This window comes from Flavobacterium litorale (assembly GCF_019613795.1).
Classification (GTDB): Bacteria; Bacteroidota; Bacteroidia; order Flavobacteriales; family Flavobacteriaceae; genus Flavobacterium; species Flavobacterium litorale.
Genome location: NZ_CP080429.1, coordinates 100,574 through 120,062, shown reverse-complemented (window position 1 = coordinate 120,062; position 19,489 = coordinate 100,574). Strand labels below are relative to the sequence as shown.

Sequence of the window (19,489 nt, the reverse complement as noted above, 5' to 3'; positions counted from 1 at the left end):
AATTATTACTTTTGTTGGTCGCAAAAAAGCTGCTGTATTTTATACTAATACGTAGCTAAGTACGTTTACTAACCGAGTTATTAAGTGTTATAAATTTTAACAACAATGAAATTAAAAAAGGTTCTTTTAAGTTTATGCTTATGTGTTGTAGCAACAATGGCTGCGCAGCAACAAAATAAAGAGGTTTTATTTACCATAGATGGAAATCCGTATTATACCAACGAGTTTGTAAGAGTATATAACAAAAACCTTGAACTGGTAAAAGACGATTCTCAAAAAGATTTAGATAATTATCTTGACCTTTTTATAGGCTATAAACTAAAAGTAAATAAAGCAAACAAGCTTGGTTTGCAAAACGGCAAAAAGTACCTAAACGAGTTAAAATCGTACCGCATACAATTATCTAAAAACTACCTTACTGATACAAAAGTAACCGACGAACTTATTAGAGAAGCCTACGAACGCTCTAAAAAAGAAATCAACGCATCGCATATTCTGTTTATGGTAGGCGAAAATGCAGAACCTGCCGACACGCTTAAAGCGTACAACAAAGCAATGGATGTGCGTAAAAAAATACTAGCTGGGCAAGACTTTGGTAAACTTGCAGCACAATACTCTGAGGATCCATCAGCAAAACAAAATGAAGGCAACTTAGGGTATTTTTCAGTATTCAGAATGGTATACAAGTTTGAAAATGGTGCTTATAGCACACCAAAAGGAGAAGTATCTATGCCAATACGCACTCGTTTTGGATACCATTTAATAAAAGTAAATGATGTACGAGAGAACAGAGGTGATATTACTGCGGCTCATATAATGATACTAAAGCCAAGAAAAGAAGATGCTGAACAAGAAGCTAAGGCAAAACAAACCATAGACGAAATATACCAAAAGCTAAAACAAGGTGAAGATTTTGAAAGCCTTGCTAAGCAATTCTCACAAGATAAATCTACCGCACCAGTAGGAGGGAGGCTTAACAAATTTAGTTCGGGAGAGTTAAGTTCGGTAACTTTTGAAGACCAAGCGTTTGCATTAAAAACCGAAGGCGAGTACTCAAAACCATTTCAGTCAGAGTACGGATGGCATATCGTAAAACTAATCGAAAAACATCCAGCAAAACCTTTTGAAGATTTAAAAGCAGAATTTGAGGGTAGAATTAAACGCGACGACCGCTCTAAGTTAATTGCAGCCTCGATGACTGAAAAGTTGAGAGCAAAATATACAATAGACAGAAACGAAAAGGTATACGAAAAAGTATTAAAAACACTAAACGATAAGGTATACACAAAATCCTGGACGATACCTGCCGATAGCGATATTTTAGATAAAACATTAGTGACTATTAATAACGATAAGCAACTTAAGGTAAAAGGATATTTAGATTATCTGGCCTCACACCAAACTGCTGTTGCACCTTTAAAACCGTTAGGCAAATATGCTCAGAATGTATTTGATAAATACATAAACGAAGAGCTAGCTACTTACTATGATGATAACTTGGAAAGAGAATTTCCTGAGTTTGGTATTGTTATGGAAGAGTACCGCGATGGGTTATTGCTGTTTGAACTAATGGAGAAAGAAATATGGGAAAAAGCAAAGATAGATACTGTTGGACTTGAGCAGTTTTATAACAAAAATGTAGCCAATTACCAATGGAAGCAACGAGTGGATGCTGATATTTACTCTTCTACTGATGAAGATGTAATTAAGAAAACCAGAAAATACCTTAAAAAAGGTAAAAATGCAGAGTATATTAAAGAAAAGTTGAATACGGCAGATAACGTTGCTGTAATAGAAAAATCCGGTGTTTTTGAAACAGATAGTGACGCACTACCCAAACAAAACAAGTATAAAGAAGGCGTATCTAAAATTATACAAGAAGACGACTATTACTACGTAATAAATACCAACCAAGTACTACCTGCTAGTGCAAAATCGTTTACCGAATGTAAAGGACGTGTAATTAACGATTACCAGCAGTATTTAGAAAGTACGTGGGTAGATACTTTACGTGATGAGTTTACTGTAAAGATAAACCAAAACGCATTCGAAAAAGTTAAAAAACAGCTTCAGCAATAATGATAAAAAACGCAATACTGTTTCTTGCAATACTCTGTTTTTCCTCTTGTAACTATTTTAAAGAGGAGCAAAAACCAGAGCAGGGAGTAGCGCGCGTTAATAATGCGTACCTTTATCCCGAAGACCTAAAGGGTATTGTACCCGTAGGAACTAGCAGAGAAGACAGCATTGCAATTATTAAAAGTTTTATAGACCGTTGGGCATCGCAAAAGCTGCTTTACAACGCTGCCGAGTTAAACCTCAGCCAAGAAAAACAAAAGGAGTATGATGTTTTGGTAAACCAATATAAGGTAGATTTATATACCAAAGCCTATATTGAGGAACTTGTAAAACGAAGCGTAGACACGCTGGTAACAGATAAAGATATTGCCGATTATTACGACGCCTATAAGGATAACTTTAGAACTCCCGAAACTTTAGTACGGTTAAAATATATAAAGCTGGATAAGGAACATCCTAAATTCGAGAAAATCAGGAAAAAGTTTTTAAGCGATAAGAAGAAAGATTTTAACGACCTTAACGATATATCGATACAATTTAAAAGTTTTGCGTTTAACGATAGTACATGGGTAGACATGAATCAGGTATATACCAAACTACCTTTTATAACCCCCGATAATCGTGATACCTACATTAGCGAAAACATTTCATACCAATATCCCGATTCTACCGATGTATACATGGTAAAAGTTGTAAAGGTGCTTAACAAAAACAATATATCTCCATACGAATATATAAAGCCAACCTTAAAACAACTTATAATAAATAACAGGAAACTGGAGTTAATAAAGAAGTTAGAAAAAGAAATAACAGACGATGCGATTAAAAATAAAAAATATGAAGTTTATAAGTAGCAAGGTATATCTCGTTCTTGCTTTTGCATTTCTTGTATTGGCACCCGCCAATGCACAAGAAATTATTAAAGAAGTACAAACCGATACCGTTAAAAAAACACCTATAAGTAAAAACAACAGAATAAAGGTTGATGGTGTTGTAGCAGTAGTGGGCGACTTTGTGGTATTGGATTCGGATATCGATTTAACGTATCGTGAACTACAAGCACAAAATATACCTATTAAAGATGTTTCCCGTTGTGAGCTTTTAGGAAAGCTAATGGAAGATAAACTATATGCGCACCAAGCCATACAGGATAGTATAATAGTATCTGATGCTGAGGTAAACGAAACCATGAGCAGACAGATAGACTACTTTGTAGAACAAATAGGCTCAGAAGAGAAAATGGTAGCTTACTTTAAAAAGAAAACCTTAGAGTCGCTTAAATCGGAACTTTTTGATATGATAAAAAATCAGAAACTTACCGAGCAAATGCAAAAGAAAATAATTGATGAGGTTACGATTACGCCAGAGGAAGTACGAATATTCTTCTCTAAGTTTGAAGGTGACGATGTTCCTGTTTTTGGTGCAGAAATGGAAGTAGCACAAATTGTGATAAAGCCAGAAATATCCGAAGTAGAAAAACAAAAAGTTATAGATAGGCTTAACGAAATTAAAAATGATGTATTGCAAAACGGTGCAAGTTTTTACAGTAAAGCAGTACTATACTCCGAAGATCCAGGATCACGTTCCAACGGAGGATATTATAAAATGACACGAAAAACATCGTTTGTAAAAGAATTTAAGGATACTGCTTTTAGTCTTGAAGAAGGAGAAATATCCGATCCTGTAGAAACAGAGTTTGGATACCACCTTATTTACGTAGAAAAAATACGAGGGCGCGAGCTCGATGTAAGACACATTTTAATGATGCCTAAAGTAAGTAACGAAGCCTTACAGGCAGCCAAAATAAAAGCAGAGAAAATAAGAGAGCGTATTGTAAATGGTGAAATAAGTTTTGCCGAAGCAGCACGATCAGAATCGGATGAAAAAGAAACCCGAAATAGTGGAGGGCTTTTAATGAACCCAAGAACGCTAGAAACGCGTTTTGAATTAACCAAGTTACCACCAGAAATATACAGTGACGTATCCGACCTTAAAGAAGGCGAAGTAACACAACCAATACTTAGTGATGACCCACGTAGTGGTAAAAGCTATAAGTTAATGACGGTTACTAACCGTTACGATGAGCATACAGCTGATTATGCGCTGGATTATACCAAAATTAAAGACCTAGCACTAAAAGAAAAGCAAATACAGGAAATTGCAAAATGGAGTGCCGAAAAGATAAAAGAAACCTATGTAAAAGTGAGCGAAGAATACCAAACATGCGATTTTGCTAACGATTGGGTAAAATAATTTGCGTACACTACCTATAAATGTTAGGTAAAGAGTAAAAATATTTTTAAGTTTGAAGCTAAGGAATTCCTTAGCTTCATTCATTTAAACCATATAACATCAATGTCAGACGTAGCAGCGATTCAGCATTTAGTGCAAAAGCAAAAAGACCTTAAAAAAGAAATTGCAAAAATAATTGTAGGGCAAGATGAAGTAATAAACCAAATTGTCCTTAGCGTTTTTTCGGGAGGCCATGCACTATTAGTAGGTGTACCTGGTTTAGCAAAAACCTTAATGGTAAACACCATATCACAAGCCTTAGGGTTGAATTTTAAGCGCATACAGTTTACCCCCGATTTAATGCCATCCGATATATTAGGGAGCGAAATATTAGATGAAAACAGACAGTTTAAATTTATAAAGGGCCCTATATTTTCTAATATTATATTAGCTGATGAGATAAACCGTACACCGCCCAAAACCCAAGCAGCCTTACTAGAGGCTATGCAGGAAAAAGCAGTAACAATTGCAGGGCATCATTACAAGCTAGCATTGCCTTACTTTGTTTTGGCAACACAAAACCCAATAGAGCAGGAGGGAACGTACCCGCTACCAGAAGCACAGCTTGATAGGTTTATGTTTGCCATAAAATTAGAATACCCAACGTTTGATGAAGAAGTACAAGTAGTAAAAAGTACTACTACCGATACAAAACAAACCATAACACCACTATTTAACGCACAGGAAATTCTCGATTTTCAAAACCTTATCCGACGCATACCCGTTGCTGATAATGTTGTAGAGTATGCCGTTAGCCTTGTAGGTAAAACCAGACCAGGCAACCCTTTAGCGGACGATTATGTTAATACCTACCTAGATTGGGGTGCTGGACCGCGTGCCTCACAAAACTTAATACTTGCTGCCAAAACCAATGCAGCACTTAATGGGAAATATTCTCCCGATATAGAAGATGTGCAAGCAGTAGCTACAGGCATACTTAGGCACAGAATTATTAAAAACTACAAAGCCGATGCCGAAGGCATAACAGAAGAAACGATAATAAAAAAGCTGTTTTAAACAGCTTTTTTTGTTGTAAGTTTAATAGTTTTTTTGTGCTAACAAATTGTAAAGCAAAACAGTACAAAAAGTATCAATGTAATAATAAACATGTATTAAAATTACATTGTTAATATTTTATTCAAAAAACTTTAGCGAATAAAATAAAAACAAACATTTTACGTTATATATTTGTTATATAATCTAAAAAAAATGAAATCACTCCTTACTAATCTCCCCGAGATTTTTTTTATAGGTCTTGGAGGAGCATGGTTTCTGGAAAATTTGTATGCCAGTAGCCATGTAAACTATGTTGCACTCTTAACCGTCTGGCTGTTATTATTACAACTTATCTATAAAAATAGGTTGGCAGGAATCATATACGGAAACATACTAGGCTTATTCTCCCTATTTATGCTTGGTGCCGTATATTCAGAGTTTTTAGAGTTCGAAACAATTACTACTAATGCTATAATGCTGCTTGTTATTGGTGGAGCACTATTTGGTGCTGGCGTTTTTATGTCAGGAAAAATGTTGTATAACTACCTTACAACAACTAAAAGTTATGAAGATAACGAGCTAACTATATCGTTTTAGAAGATGTTTTTACTCAAATAAAATAGCCGTTTGCTAAAAAAGTGAACGGCTATTTTATTTTTAGTACCCATTCTAATTTTCAAATTCTCAAAATAGAATTGATATTTTGAGAATTCGTAAAAAAAACACCCTGTTAAGTGAGTTTGTTGTATTATATGCATCATAATAGAACGTTTATAAATAATTATTCTTATAATTTAAAGAAACGCTAAAAATTTTTTAATTGATTTAAGAATTACTAATTTTACAGCACTTTTTTACAAACGAACATTAATAACAACTTACTATGGCTTTTGATATTGAAATGATCAAAAAGGTGTATGCTACTATGGCCGAGCGTGTTGATAAAGCACGTGAACTTGTCGGTCGTCCGCTTACACTTTCAGAAAAGATTTTATACTCACACCTTTGGGAGGGAACACCTTCTCAGGCTTTTACACGTGGTAAAGATTATGTAGACTTTGCTCCAGATAGAGTGGCTTGCCAAGATGCTACAGCACAAATGGCGTTACTACAGTTTATGCATGCAGGTAAACCAAAAGTGGCTGTACCTACCACGGTACACTGCGATCACCTTATACAAGCAAAAGTAGATGCTAAAACCGATTTAAAACGTGCCAAAGAACAAAGTAACGAAGTATTCGACTTTTTATCTTCAGTATCAAACAAATACGGTATTGGTTTCTGGAAACCAGGAGCAGGTATTATACACCAAGTAGTATTGGAGAATTATGCATTTCCTGGTGGAATGATGATTGGTACCGACTCGCACACTGTAAATGCAGGCGGATTAGGTATGCTTGCCATTGGTGTAGGAGGTGCTGATGCTGTAGATGTAATGAGCGGAATGGCTTGGGAACTTAAATTCCCGAAACTAATAGGTATAAAACTTACAGGCAAATTATCGGGCTGGACAGCTCCTAAAGATATTATATTAAAAGTAGCAGGTATACTAACCGTTAAAGGGGGTACAGGTGCTATTATAGAGTACTTTGGCGAAGGCGCAACAGCAATGTCGTGTACTGGTAAAGGTACAATATGTAACATGGGTGCCGAAGTTGGTGCTACAACATCTACTTTTGGATACGACGAATCTATGGATCGTTACCTGCGTGCTACAAGCAGAGCGGATGTAGCAGACGAAGCCGCTAAAGTGGCAGATTACCTTACTGCTGATAGTGAAGTATATGAAAACCCTGAGCAATACTTTGATCAGGTTATTGAAATAAACCTTTCGGAACTAGAGCCACACTTAAATGGTCCTTTTACGCCAGATTTAGCTACGCCTATATCTAAAATGAAAGAAGAAGCCATTAAAAACGATTGGCCATTAAACATACAAGTAGGGCTTATAGGGTCGTGTACCAACTCTTCGTACGAAGATATTTCGCGCTCCGTATCACTTGCTAAACAAGCAGCAGAGAAAAAATTAAAACCAAAATCGAAATTTACCATAACGCCAGGTTCAGAGCTTGTACGTTATACCATAGAGCGTGATGGTTTTATTGATACCTTCGATAAAATTGGAGCGACGGTATTTGCCAACGCTTGCGGACCCTGTATTGGTATGTGGGACAGAGAGGGTTCTGAAAAAGAGGAACGTAACACCATTGTGCACTCGTTTAACCGAAACTTCTCTAAACGTGCGGATGGTAACCCAAATACATTAGCCTTTGTCGGATCTCCAGAAATGGTTACGGCGTTAGCTATAGCAGGTGATTTAGGGTTTAACCCTATTACAGATAAATTAATTAACGAAGACGGCGAAGAAGTAATGCTAGATGAACCAACAGGATGGGAACTTCCACCTGATGGTTTTGCAGTAGATGATGCAGGTTTCCAAGCACCAGCCGAAGACGGATCTGGGGTACAAGTAGTTGTAAGTCCAGAATCGGAGCGTTTGCAATTGCTAGAGCCATTTGCCCCTTGGGATGGCAAAAATATTATGGGTGCTAAATTGCTTATAAAAGCCTTTGGTAAATGTACTACCGACCACATCTCTATGGCAGGACCTTGGTTACGCTTCCGTGGTCACCTCGATAATATATCAAACAACATGCTTATAGGTGGTGTTAACGCCTATAACATGAAAACAAATAGTGTTAAAAACCAACTTACAGGCGATTACGATGCTGTACCTAATGTGGCACGTGCTTATAAGGCTGCCAATGTACCCTCTATAGTGGTGGGCGACCATAACTATGGCGAAGGTTCATCGCGTGAGCATGCTGCTATGGAGCCACGCCATTTGGGTGTTCGTGCCGTATTGGTAAAATCGTTTGCACGTATACACGAAACCAACCTTAAAAAACAAGGTATGTTAGCGTTAACGTTTGCTAACGAAGCAGATTACGATAAGATACAGGAGAATGATACATTTAACTTTATAGATCTTACGGAGTTTGCTCCAGGAAAACAGCTTACACTAGAAGTAGTACATGCAGATGGTACCAAAGATGTTATAACGGCAAACCACTCGTACAACGAGGGGCAAATAGGATGGTTTAATGCGGGTAGCGCACTTAACCTAATTGCTGCTGCTAACAAATAGTAGCTAGCTTTCCTAATAAAACCATAAACGCCCAACCGAAAGGTTGGGCGTTTTTTTGGTTCTTATATTTTAAAGTTGATAGCTACAAGGTATGTAGACCTCGCAGCACTCCGAACGGATTATTTAATTTACAATTTGAAAGATTTACAAAACTTTGCAGGTTTTAGGATTAAAGCTAAATATTTTCAGTATGAACTTATGTTATTTCTGGTGTATTACAACGAAATATGTTAATCTGTATAGGCATTATAATGCTTGCGTAAGATTACTTCGTCGTGTCTACTCATAATAACTACAAACAAAAAACCCGACACAATTGTGTCGGGTTTTGTATAGAAAATAGGTTACTTTTTCTGCTCGCATTTATCCTATTAGTAGTACGTAAAACGTCTTACTTTTGATATGTATTTTGCTAAGCGTATTACTTGGTGGCTGTAGCCATACTCGTTATCGTACCATATATACAGTACTATGTTTTTACCATCAGCACTAACTATGGTTGCATTGCTATCGAATATTGCAGGTTGCGATGTCCCTACAATATCAGACGATACTAGTTCGTTGCTCAATGAGTATTTAATCTGCTCTACAAGTTCGCCTTCTAGTGCGTAATCTTTCATTATTTGGTTTATCTCCGCTACTGTAGTGTTTTTATCTACCTCAAGGTTTAAAACTACTAACGACCCATTGGGTACAGGTACACGTATTGCATTTGATGTTAATTTACCTGCTAACGATGGTAATGCTTTTGCAACAGCGCTACCAGCCCCAGTTTCGGTAATAACCATGTTTAAACCAGCAGCTCTACCACGACGGTATTTTTTGTGCATATTGTCTACAAGGTTCTGGTCGTTGGTGTACGCGTGTATTGTTTCTAGGTGCCCTTTGGTTACACCCAATGTGTCTTCTATTGCTTTTAGTACGGGTGTAATAGCATTGGTAGTACAGGATGCTGCCGAGAAAATATCAACCTCGTCTGGATTGTACTCTTTTTGGTTTACACCATGTACAATGTTTGGTACGCCTTTACCAGGTGCAGTAAGTAGTACTTTTTCGGCACCATTTGACGATAGGTGACGTCTTAAAGCTTCTTCATCTTTAAATGCACCTGTATTATCTATAATTAATGCGTTGTTAATACCGTATTTAGTATAATCAATATCTTCAGGCGCATTAGCACTAATCATGTGTACCGTAGTACCATTTACAATTAGTGTGTTATTTTCGGCATCAATAGTTACCGAACCTTCAAAATCACCATGGATAGAGTCATAACGTAATAGTGACGCTCTTTTTTCAAGTAATTCTACACTCTCCTTATCACGGGTAACAATAGCTCTAAGGCGTAGTTGGTTACCTTTTCCAGTTTTAGACATCATTTCTCGTGCCAATAACCTACCAATACGACCAAATCCGTATAGTACTACATCCTTAGGCTCAATAGCTTGACTCGATTTAGCATCTTTTAATTTATCAAGTACAAAAGCAGTAGCGTCGTTGTACTTGTCATCTTCCAAATGATATTCGTAAGTAAGTTTACCAATATCAATACGTGCTGGTGGTAAGTCTAACGATTGTATGGCTCTTGCAATCTCTACAGAGTCGAATATATTGATTGGTTTGTTAACAAACTCTACTGCATATTCGTGCAAGTTAATAATGTTGCTTACGTTTCTGTCGATAAGCTGGTTTCTGAATAGTATAAGCTCTATAGACTTGTCGTACCATAGGTCGCTTACAATTTTAATGAATTCTACCCCCGCTCTCCTTCTGTCGGCTTGGAAAGACAGTTCTTTTTCGTATAAAACATTATTGTTCATGAAGATAAAAGATTAATTAGTGTTGTTACTAGGCTGCAAAAGTATATATTTCAAACGTTTTCGTAAAAATAATTTTAACTTTTTTTACCCTTATTCCCAGTTATGTATAGATATGACTAAATCCTTGAAGATTATACTACATAACACACTTAAAATTATTCACTACAAATTATTTAGTTGCAAATAACTACTATTTTAAATTGGGAAGAATATTTGCTATTATTGGCTGTAAATAGTTAGTTTATAGCTGATTTTCGTATTTTTTTAAATTTTTTAGAGGAAATAAAGCCCATTGCAGGATACATTATAGCAGCGAGCAAAAATATGTAGGGTGTAAATTCTTTCTTTTCTAAATGTAGTACGTACGATACTACTAATAGTGCGGGCGACTCCAGATACCAACATGTTATACGTACTTGTTTTGGTTTTATTTTTAGTTTGCGCCAAAAAAAGATGAGTATAAATACCAATAACGCTATTCCTAATATAATAGAAGCAGGGAAGTATAAACCTTTAACTACTTCGTCTACACCTTTTATAATGAGTAGCAAAGCCGTAATAAAATGTAAAAAGTACTCTAGCTTGCGTGCAGTTTTCTTTTTCATTAATCCGTTTTCGTAATATTTGCCAAAAATACCTAAACCCCTAACACATACTATTTACGCTAATGTTATTATAAAGTTGCTTTTGTATATACTACGTATAATAAAACTGCCCTACACCAACTATAGGGTAGGGCAGTTTAGCTAACTTATATTATTGGTATTACATAATAAAGCGCACTAGTTCTCCGCTTTTGGTAATCATTTCTACACGGGTTTTTTGGTTAGGGTTTTTAACCGATAAAATATCCGATACTGTTTCTATATCCTTAGCCTTTATATTATCAATACTCAATATAATACCCCCTTTTAACTCTTCGTAATAAGGCATATAACGTTCATCGGTAATATTTTTAATACGTACACCATAATCGAGTTTCAGTTTTTTCCTTTCAGCCTTACTAATGTTCTCTAATTCCAGACCACTATAACTGTAAATTTCGTTTTTGCTTAATTTTACGGGTAAGGTAATCCTATCGCCATCGCGGTTTATACCTACCTGTACCACATCGTTAGGTCGTTTCGTAATAATAGCCGCATTCAGTTCAGAAAAACTACGCACAGGTTTTCCATCTACTGTGGTAATAATATCGCCTTTTACTATACCAGCTTTTGCCGCCCCCGAATTTTCTACAACACTGTTTACATAAAAACCTTGTGTTTCGGTAATACCCAATTCTTCAGATACGGTACTATTCAGTTCGCCACCACGTACGCCAAGCACACCACGCTGTACGTTACCAAACTCCATAATATCTTCTATAATTTTTCGGGCAATGTTAGAGGGTACAGCAAAAGAGTAACCAATATACGAACCTGTTTGCGAAGAGATAAGGGTGTTAATACCAATTAGCTCCCCACGGGTGTTAACCAATGCACCACCGCTATTACCTGGGTTTACAGCAGCATCGGTTTGTATGAACGATTGAATACCGTCTTTACTTAAATTTCGAGCTTTTGCCGATACGATACCTGCCGTTACTGTAGAGGTTAAATTGTAGGGGTTACCTACGGCAAGTACCCATTCGCCTACCTGAATATCATCTGAGTTTCCGAATGTAGCATAAGGTAGTTTTTCGACCGTATCTACTTTAAGGAGTGCAATATCCATTTTAGAGTCGGTACCTACCAATTTTGCCTTGTACGATTTATTGTTGTTTAGTGTTACCTCTAACTCCGAGGCATTTTGTATTACGTGGTTGTTGGTTACAATATAACCATCCTCAGTAATAATAACTCCCGATCCTGTTCCTACCTGTGCACGTTGCTCGCCACCACGATAGCCATAAAAATACTCTAACACAGGGTTAGATGGCGTTCGTGAATACGAAACGTTTTTAACGTGTACTACGGTATGCACGGCCTCATCGGCAGCTTTGGTAAAATCTACAGTTTCAGCACCTAGTGCTACTGCTTTTGTATAGTTAGTTTGTGTTGGGACTACTGATAACGCAGTACTTGCATTAGTATCCTCGTCAAATACCAGTTTATAAGCCCCTAAGGTAGTAGCTCCACTCAACAGTGCTACAATAAATAAGCTCGAAAATCTCTTCATAATGCTAAACAGTATTTAAATTTATTAATCGTTATAATAAAAAATAAAAGTTATTTTTTACACTCAAATATTTACAATGGTTAACAACCATTTATTTGTATTTTTGTTTGATACTTTTTAAAAATAATGCAAAACATATTTTATAAATATCAAGGGACAGGAAACGATTTTGTAATGATTGATAACCGTACCAATACGTTTTCCAAAAATGATACCAAACTCATCCAAAAGCTGTGTGACAGAAAGTTTGGCATTGGTGCCGATGGCTTACTACTATTAGAGAACGATGCTACTACTGATTTTCGTATGATATATTTTAATGCCGACGGAAATGAAAGCAGTATGTGTGGTAATGGAGGACGATGTATAGTAGCATTTGCCAATAAATTGGGTATAATAAATAATAAAACTACTTTTAATGCAATAGATGGTAAACATTACGCAACGATAGCCGAAAATGGTACTGTATCGTTACAAATGAAAGATGTAACCGAAGTTGACATTAAGGATAGTTATGTTTTTTTAGATACAGGGTCGCCCCACCATGTAACATTAACAGAGGATTTACCTTTGCTTGATGTAAAAGCAGAAGGTGCAAAAATTAGGTACAGCAATTTATACGGTGCTAAAGGTGCAAATATTAATTTTGTAGCCCCTGTAAATGCTGACAAATTTTCAGTACGTACGTACGAACGTGGTGTTGAGGATGAAACCCTTTCGTGTGGTACGGGTGTAACGGCAGTAGCCATAGCCATGAAAGTGCTTGGTAAAACAGATAGCAATTCGGTAAAATTAGATACAGTAGGAGGGGAACTACAAGTTTCGTTCAACCAAAACAACCATAATTTTACGGATGTGTATTTAACAGGATCCGCAACGTTTGTTTTTAAAGGCGAAATACAATGGTAACACTACAAGGCGATACTGTTTATTTACGTGCTTTAGAGCCTGACGATTTGGATTTTGTTTACCAAATGGAGAACGACGAAAGCATTTGGGAGGTTAGCAATACCGTAACACCATATAGCCGCTTTTTAATACGGCAGTACCTCGAAAATGCCCATCAGGATATATTTCAGGCAAAACAATTACGCCTGGCAATATGCAAGAATAATAATTTTGAAGCTGTAGGGCTTATTGATATTTTTGATTTTGACCCCATAAACCATAGGGCGGGCTTAGGTATTGTTATAAAGGATACTTTTAATAGAAATGAGGGTATTGGCAGCCAAGCCTTATCGTTACTAATAGAGTATGCCTTTACACAATTACAACTCCATCAACTTTATGCAAATATAACTCCAAATAACACGCCCAGTGTATCCCTTTTTACTAATTTTGGTTTTACGTGCACAGGCATTAAAAAAGACTGGAATAAAAAAGGAAGTGGATATGCTGATGAAGCATTATACCAGTTAATTAAACAACCCTAACACAATACTATTTTGAAATTCAGACGAATTGTAGCCATTTTTTCGCTAATTGTTGTAACGGCAGGAACCATATATGGGTATCAAATTTATAAAGATATATTTTCTGAAAATACTTCTTTTTCAGAAGATAAAGTTGCTGTGTACATACCCTCTAATGCATTGTTTACTCAGGTAGCAGATAGCGTACGCCCTTACGTACAAGATATGGAGCGTTTTAACATGGTGGCGCAAAAAAAGTCATATCCGCAAAATATAAGATCAGGCAAGTTCATACTAAAACGAGGTATTAATAGTAACGATATTGTTAATGCACTACGTGTACCTGTACCTGTAAATGTAACGTTTAATAACCAAGAAACCTTAGAGCGTGCTGTAGGACGTATTGCTACGCAAATTGAAACCGATAGTATAGCATTACTTGAGGCGTTTACTGACTCTGTTTTTTTAGAAGAAAATAATTTTACCAGAGATAATGTGCTGAGTGTTTTTATACCAAACACCTACGAATTTTTTTGGGATACATCTGCACGGAAAGTACGCGAAAAACTGGCTAAAGAGTACAGAAAGTTTTGGAATGAAGAACGTGTAGCTAAAGCAGAAGCATTAAACCTTACACCGCTAGAAGTATCATCATTAGCTGCTATAGTACATAAAGAAACAGTAAAGGTAGATGAACGACCAAGAGTAGCGGGAGTTTACCTTAATAGACTTAAAAGAGGGATGAAGTTGGATGCTGACCCAACGGTTATTTATGCTAAAAAGAAATTACTAAACGATTTTGATTTGGTAATAAATCGGGTTTATAATGCCGACCTACTTATAGACTCGCCTTACAATACCTATAAAAATAAAGGTGTACCACCTGGACTTATAGCCATGCCTGACATATCGGCAATAGAAGCCGTACTTAACCCCGAACAGCACAATTATATCTTTTTTTGTGCTAGTGTAACTAACTTTGGTTATCATGAATTTGCTGTTACAAGTGCACAACATGCTGTTAATGCACGAAAGTACAGAGCATGGGCGAATAAAAACGGCGTAAAATAGAAGAATTATCTTACAACTTAACTTTAAAATTGTTAAAAAAATGCTTTAGCATGGTATCTATTTATGTTAAAAATCGATACCAAATAGTATACTAATCCAAATGCTGCTAACCCTAATGTTTACACTATGTAAGCCTAATATTGTACACCTTACTTTGTACTATGTTTAGTGTTAAAATCTAAAAAATAAAGTTAACTCACTGTGTATCAAGTAAAAAGTTTTGCGTATCTTTGCGCCCGTTAATTTCATGAGGGTGACAGACTATGAGAAATAAAACTTTATGATAAAAAAACAATGGATGTATTTTTTGGGTTTAGCCCTAATTATTTCACTACTAACTTCGGGTTTTAAACCTAATGAAGAAAAGCAATTTAGTAAAATAGAAGGATTTCATTTAACAGAGGATGAAGTACTTAATTACACTGTTGACACGGTAACGGCAACTCAAAAAGTAGCTGTTCCTTTTACCGGTAAGTCGTATACCGGTTTTAAGCAAGCGATAGCTGTTAAAGAGTCGTTAGGAATTTACAATTTAGTTAATACATACGGTTACATGGGCAAGTACCAGTTTGGGAAAGTAACATTAAGAGCCGTAGGTATAACAGACGCTCAGGAGTTTTTAAATAACCCAAAGCTTCAGGAAAGAGCTTTTAAAGCACTTTTAGCTAAAAACAAATGGGAACTACGTAAAGAGATTCCTAAATATGAGGGTAAAGTTATTGATGGTGTAAAAATCACCGAGTCAGGATTACTTGCTGCCGCTCACCTTTCAGGAGCAGGTTCTGTAAAGAAATTTTTACGGACTAATGGCGCAAGAAATTTTAGAGATGGTTTTGGAACATCTTTAAAAAGTTACATTAAAAAATTTGGAGGTTATGATACTTCTAATATCGTTGCTAACCGTTCTGCGAAAGCAACATTATAAACATAAAAGTTATGTATTAAAAAAAGCGCTGTTTTAAACAGCGCTTTTTTGTTTGAGTACTACTATTTTTTCTTCCGTTTGCTTTAAACGTTTCTCTTGTTCTTCTATTACTTTCTCATTCTTTGCTATACCCATTAATATAGGGTTGCGTCGTAAACGTTTGTAACGCTTTTCAGATAAGTAAGCAGAATGATGTTTCTGCAACTCTTTTAGTAATTGCCCATAAGTCATTTCGGGTGTAATCATTTCATTCTGTGCATCGTGCTTCAAGATATACGTTTTAAGTTTATCTTGATAAGATAACGATTTACTTCTTGCACGACGGTACTTGGAAAGCAGTCGTAACTTCTTTTTCCTATACCTTGGCGCGGTAAAGAAGTAAACAATAAGACCAACCAATAATAAAGCGGCTATTGTAAGTTCCGGTATAAGGTTCATGGGTTCAGTTGTGTGTTGGTTTTTGTGTTCAGTGTGTTTTGCCTTGTAAATATAGTAGAAAATATTTTTATATGCATAATATCTTTATTGGACTTTCTTTTAAGTGTATAATTTTCCCGATAAAATACATTTTTTTAACATAATATTAAAATTCTTAATAATTACATGATTTAGTAATAATATAAAAAAAATACTTAAAAATTGCTTTTTTTACGATTGAACATACAAGATAAAAATTATTTATCAACACGAAAACGTTGTAGTTCGTGTAATATGTTTTTTTATGATTAACGGAATAAGGAAAAAGTTTAATTTTAATTAAAATACGGCTAATTAGTTAAATTATGAAAAGACTTTTACTTTTGTTTATTACGTTAATGTACCTATTGTTAGGAAAAGCGCATGCACAAAGTGCGGGCTTTAATAACACGTTTATTATTTTTAGTATTAATGGTAGTTTAAATTTGTATTACGACCTTAATGCTGCTACAGATAATTACGATTTTGATGGTCAATTCCTAGGGAATTTTTGTCAAAATAGTGACAATTTGATTTTCAAGGGAGGGGAACATAATATTTATAAATGCAATGGATGCGACTTAACAAGCACGCGGATTTATTACAGAATATATCCTACAGGGAGCCCCTCTGGTACTTTCGTTTCTAATACCCTAAATTATTTTAGTGGTTATAATAATGGTTGCGGAGGTCAGGATCAGCGTTGGGAGAAACTCGATTTCGACACCGATTTATTACTAGGATTAGAGGCAGGTAATTACACTATCGAGGCATATTCAGACGCTACAATTACCTGTCAGGGAGGTACAGCATTTGCAAGTAACGGTGGTAACAATTACAAGGCAACATTTACGGTAACCGCTGCCAGTGTTGGAGGTACATTATCTGGCAATGCATCATTTTGCAGTACGTCAAACTCAGGAACGCTAACGCTCTCTGGGAATACTGGTAATGTAGTGCGTTGGGAGTCTTCTACAGTTTCTGATTTTAGTGCTTCGGTAACCGAAATTGAAAATACTACTACTACACTCGCATTGGCTAATGTACCTGTTACAACCTACTACAGGGCACTTGTAAAAAATGAAGATTGCACCGAAGATTATTCTGCAATACACACCGTTACTGTAAATCCGAATTCTTGGACGGGTAGTGTTGATACTGATTGGAATAATGCCTCGAACTGGTGTGGTGGGATTCCTGCAACAACAGATGATATAACTATAGCCTCTCAAACAAATAGTCCTGTTATAGCTTCGGGTAACAATGTTACTGTAGCCAGTATAACATTACTATCGGGAGGAAACATAACCGTAAATAGTGGTGCTAACCTTACGGTAACCAATTCAGTATCTGTTGCCGCTGATGCTACTTTTATTGTTGAAAATAATGCGAATCTAATACAAATAAATGATGTAGCGAATACAGGAGATATTATAGTGGAAAAGGATTCCTCGCCATTATACAGGCTTGATTATAGTTTATGGGCATCGCCTGTAGCAAATCAAAATTTACAAGATTTTTCTCCATTAACGCTATCAAACCGTTTTTATAGTTACGACGAATCTACCGATTTATATGCATCAATAACACCATCAGGTAACGATTTTGAAGTAGGTAGAGGTTATTTAATACGTATGCCTAACAATCATCCAGATTATGTAGACGATAGTACACCAGGCACAGCTTGGACAGGAACTTTTACAGGAATACCTAACAATGGTACAATAACTGTTGCAACAACAACTTCTTTTAATGGCTATAACTTAGTTGGTAATCCATATCCGTCGCCAATTAATATCCATAATTTTTTTGATGCTAATACTGGAAGTATCAGTGAAACATCGGCACTCTATTTCTGGAGAAAGCGTAACGACCCAGGTACCACTACCTACGCCTTAATAACAAAATCAGCTTATACTATGAACAGTGCATCGGGTGGCGACACAGGTTCAGGAACTTTCATGGGAGATTCTTCAACTTGGGTAATTAACCCAGGACAAGGCTTTTTTGTAGAGGCTACAGGCAGCAGTGTTACATTTAATAACGGTATGCGTGTACCTGTTAATAACGGTCAGTTTTTTAGAATGCAGCAGCAACAAGAAAGCATTATGTCTCGTATTTGGTTAAATATTACAGGTAGTAACAATGAGTTTAAGCAACTTGCTATAGCGTATACCAATCAGACAACGCTAGGTTTAGATTATGGTTGGGACGGTAAAGCCTTTATTAACGACGGACCAATAGCATTATATACAATTGTAAATGATATACCACTTGGTATAGAAGCACGCCCTCAATTTGATGTTACCGATGTAGTACCACTAGCATATAAAATAACCGATGCGGGGAGCTACACAATAAGTCTAGATCATTTTGACGGTTTGTTTTTAGGAGGGCAGGATATTTACCTTAAAGACAATGTTACAGGGCAAACAATAGATATTAAAAACGACAACTACACCTTTAGTACCCAAGCAGGAGTAGTTACAGATAGGTTTGAGATAGTATATACCAATTCAGTACTTACTACCGATGTTAACCTTACAAATAATAGCGTTATTGTTTACGAGAAAGATGGTGTTATTACGGTTAATAGTAATTCAGATACTATTCAAGATATTACTATTTACGATGCTCGAGGGAGGTTAATCTATACCCAGTTGGGTGGTAACCAAAGTACCGCTCAAATAAATAAGTTGCCAATACAACAACAAATGGTAATAGTGCACATAACAACTGATAGTGGTATGGTAGTTAAAAAACTAATCATGTAACTCAGATTATCTATATGCTCCTCTTGAAGAAGCCTGTGTATAAGCGCAGGTTTTTTTACGTACTGTCATAATCTAGAAAACTACATGTTTTGTAAACACGCAATATAATAGCACTATTTTAAATAAAACCATCCAAATTAAAGTAAGGCGTGGTTTAATGGCTTACTTATCTGCTTTTTTGCAGAAAGGTTTTTTTATTTTCGCTCATTAGCTAGCTTAGTCAGAAAAACCTCAAAAAACTGTATCAAAAATCAATAACTCATTCATAAACAGAATACTTTCATAACAATTATATAACTTTCAAGTCATAAATAGGTAAAGTTTCTAGACTTGTTTGTTGCGTAAAAACAAATATATTT

15 protein-coding genes are annotated in these 19,489 nt (G+C 36.0%); 11 read left to right on the top strand and 4 right to left on the bottom strand.

The window, feature by feature from the left end:
- Window positions 1-105 precede the first annotated feature (105 nt).
- From K1I41_RS00580 to K1I41_RS00555, 6 genes are all read left to right on the top strand, one after another.
- Window positions 106-2,079, top strand: coding sequence for a peptidylprolyl isomerase (locus tag K1I41_RS00580; protein ID WP_220640757.1), 1,974 nt, complete (start codon window positions 106-108; stop codon window positions 2,077-2,079).
- Entirely contained in the window at window positions 2,079-2,933 is an 855-nt protein-coding gene (locus tag K1I41_RS00575; RefSeq protein ID WP_220640756.1) for a hypothetical protein, read from the top strand. The genes K1I41_RS00580 and K1I41_RS00575 overlap by 1 nt, the downstream gene beginning before the upstream one ends.
- Window positions 2,917-4,332 carry a peptidylprolyl isomerase gene (locus K1I41_RS00570; RefSeq protein ID WP_220640755.1) on the top strand — a complete coding sequence of 472 codons (1,416 nt, stop codon included), beginning with the start codon at window positions 2,917-2,919 and terminating at the stop codon, window positions 4,330-4,332. The genes K1I41_RS00575 and K1I41_RS00570 overlap by 17 nt, the downstream gene beginning before the upstream one ends.
- Window positions 4,333-4,434: 102 nt before the next feature.
- Window positions 4,435-5,388 (top strand): AAA family ATPase, encoded by a 954-nt coding sequence (locus tag K1I41_RS00565; protein ID WP_220640754.1) that lies wholly within the window; start codon window positions 4,435-4,437, stop codon window positions 5,386-5,388.
- Between the two features lie 192 nt (window positions 5,389-5,580).
- Entirely contained in the window at window positions 5,581-5,964 is a 384-nt protein-coding gene (locus K1I41_RS00560) for a hypothetical protein (RefSeq protein WP_220640753.1), read from the top strand.
- A gap of 286 nt (window positions 5,965-6,250) precedes the next feature.
- Window positions 6,251-8,515 (top strand): aconitate hydratase, encoded by a 2,265-nt coding sequence (locus K1I41_RS00555; RefSeq protein WP_220640752.1) that lies wholly within the window; start codon window positions 6,251-6,253, stop codon window positions 8,513-8,515.
- Between the two features lie 371 nt (window positions 8,516-8,886).
- Here the strand turns inward: K1I41_RS00555 and K1I41_RS00550 are convergent, their stop codons facing one another.
- The 3 genes from K1I41_RS00550 to K1I41_RS00540 form a co-directional block, all read right to left on the bottom strand.
- Complete coding sequence (locus tag K1I41_RS00550) at window positions 8,887-10,335, bottom strand: glyceraldehyde-3-phosphate dehydrogenase (RefSeq protein WP_220640751.1); 1,449 nt, start codon at window positions 10,333-10,335, stop codon at window positions 8,887-8,889.
- A gap of 236 nt (window positions 10,336-10,571) precedes the next feature.
- Window positions 10,572-10,940 (bottom strand): hypothetical protein, encoded by a 369-nt coding sequence (locus tag K1I41_RS00545; protein ID WP_220640750.1) that lies wholly within the window; start codon window positions 10,938-10,940, stop codon window positions 10,572-10,574.
- A 160-nt stretch (window positions 10,941-11,100) separates the two neighbouring features.
- A complete protein-coding gene (locus K1I41_RS00540) occupies window positions 11,101-12,492 on the bottom strand; it encodes a S1C family serine protease (protein WP_220640749.1) in 1,392 nt (463 codons plus the stop codon).
- 126 nt (window positions 12,493-12,618) lie between these two features.
- Between K1I41_RS00540 and dapF the strand changes: the two genes are divergently transcribed.
- From dapF to K1I41_RS00520, 4 genes are all read left to right on the top strand, one after another.
- Window positions 12,619-13,401 (top strand): diaminopimelate epimerase, encoded by a 783-nt coding sequence (gene dapF / locus K1I41_RS00535; protein ID WP_220640748.1) that lies wholly within the window; start codon window positions 12,619-12,621, stop codon window positions 13,399-13,401.
- Window positions 13,395-13,925: a GNAT family N-acetyltransferase gene (locus K1I41_RS00530; RefSeq protein ID WP_220640747.1), complete on the top strand. Its 531-nt coding sequence runs from the start codon at window positions 13,395-13,397 to the stop codon at window positions 13,923-13,925. Before dapF ends, K1I41_RS00530 begins: the two co-directional genes overlap by 7 nt.
- A gap of 12 nt (window positions 13,926-13,937) precedes the next feature.
- A complete protein-coding gene (gene mltG / locus K1I41_RS00525; RefSeq protein WP_220640746.1) occupies window positions 13,938-14,975 on the top strand; it encodes an endolytic transglycosylase MltG in 1,038 nt (345 codons plus the stop codon).
- 280 nt (window positions 14,976-15,255) lie between these two features.
- Window positions 15,256-15,900, top strand: coding sequence for a peptidoglycan-binding protein LysM (locus K1I41_RS00520; RefSeq protein WP_220640745.1), 645 nt, complete (start codon window positions 15,256-15,258; stop codon window positions 15,898-15,900).
- 33 nt (window positions 15,901-15,933) lie between these two features.
- Here the strand turns inward: K1I41_RS00520 and K1I41_RS00515 are convergent, their stop codons facing one another.
- The gene (locus K1I41_RS00515; protein ID WP_220640744.1) at window positions 15,934-16,338 is read right to left on the bottom strand and encodes a hypothetical protein; all 405 of its coding nucleotides are present in this window, start codon (window positions 16,336-16,338) and stop codon (window positions 15,934-15,936) included.
- Between the two features lie 344 nt (window positions 16,339-16,682).
- On the opposite strand from K1I41_RS00515, the gene K1I41_RS00510 reads away from it, so the two are divergent.
- The gene (locus K1I41_RS00510) at window positions 16,683-19,130 is read left to right on the top strand and encodes a RemA C-terminal-like gliding motility protein (RefSeq protein ID WP_220640743.1); all 2,448 of its coding nucleotides are present in this window, start codon (window positions 16,683-16,685) and stop codon (window positions 19,128-19,130) included.
- Window positions 19,131-19,489: the final 359 nt, after the last annotated feature.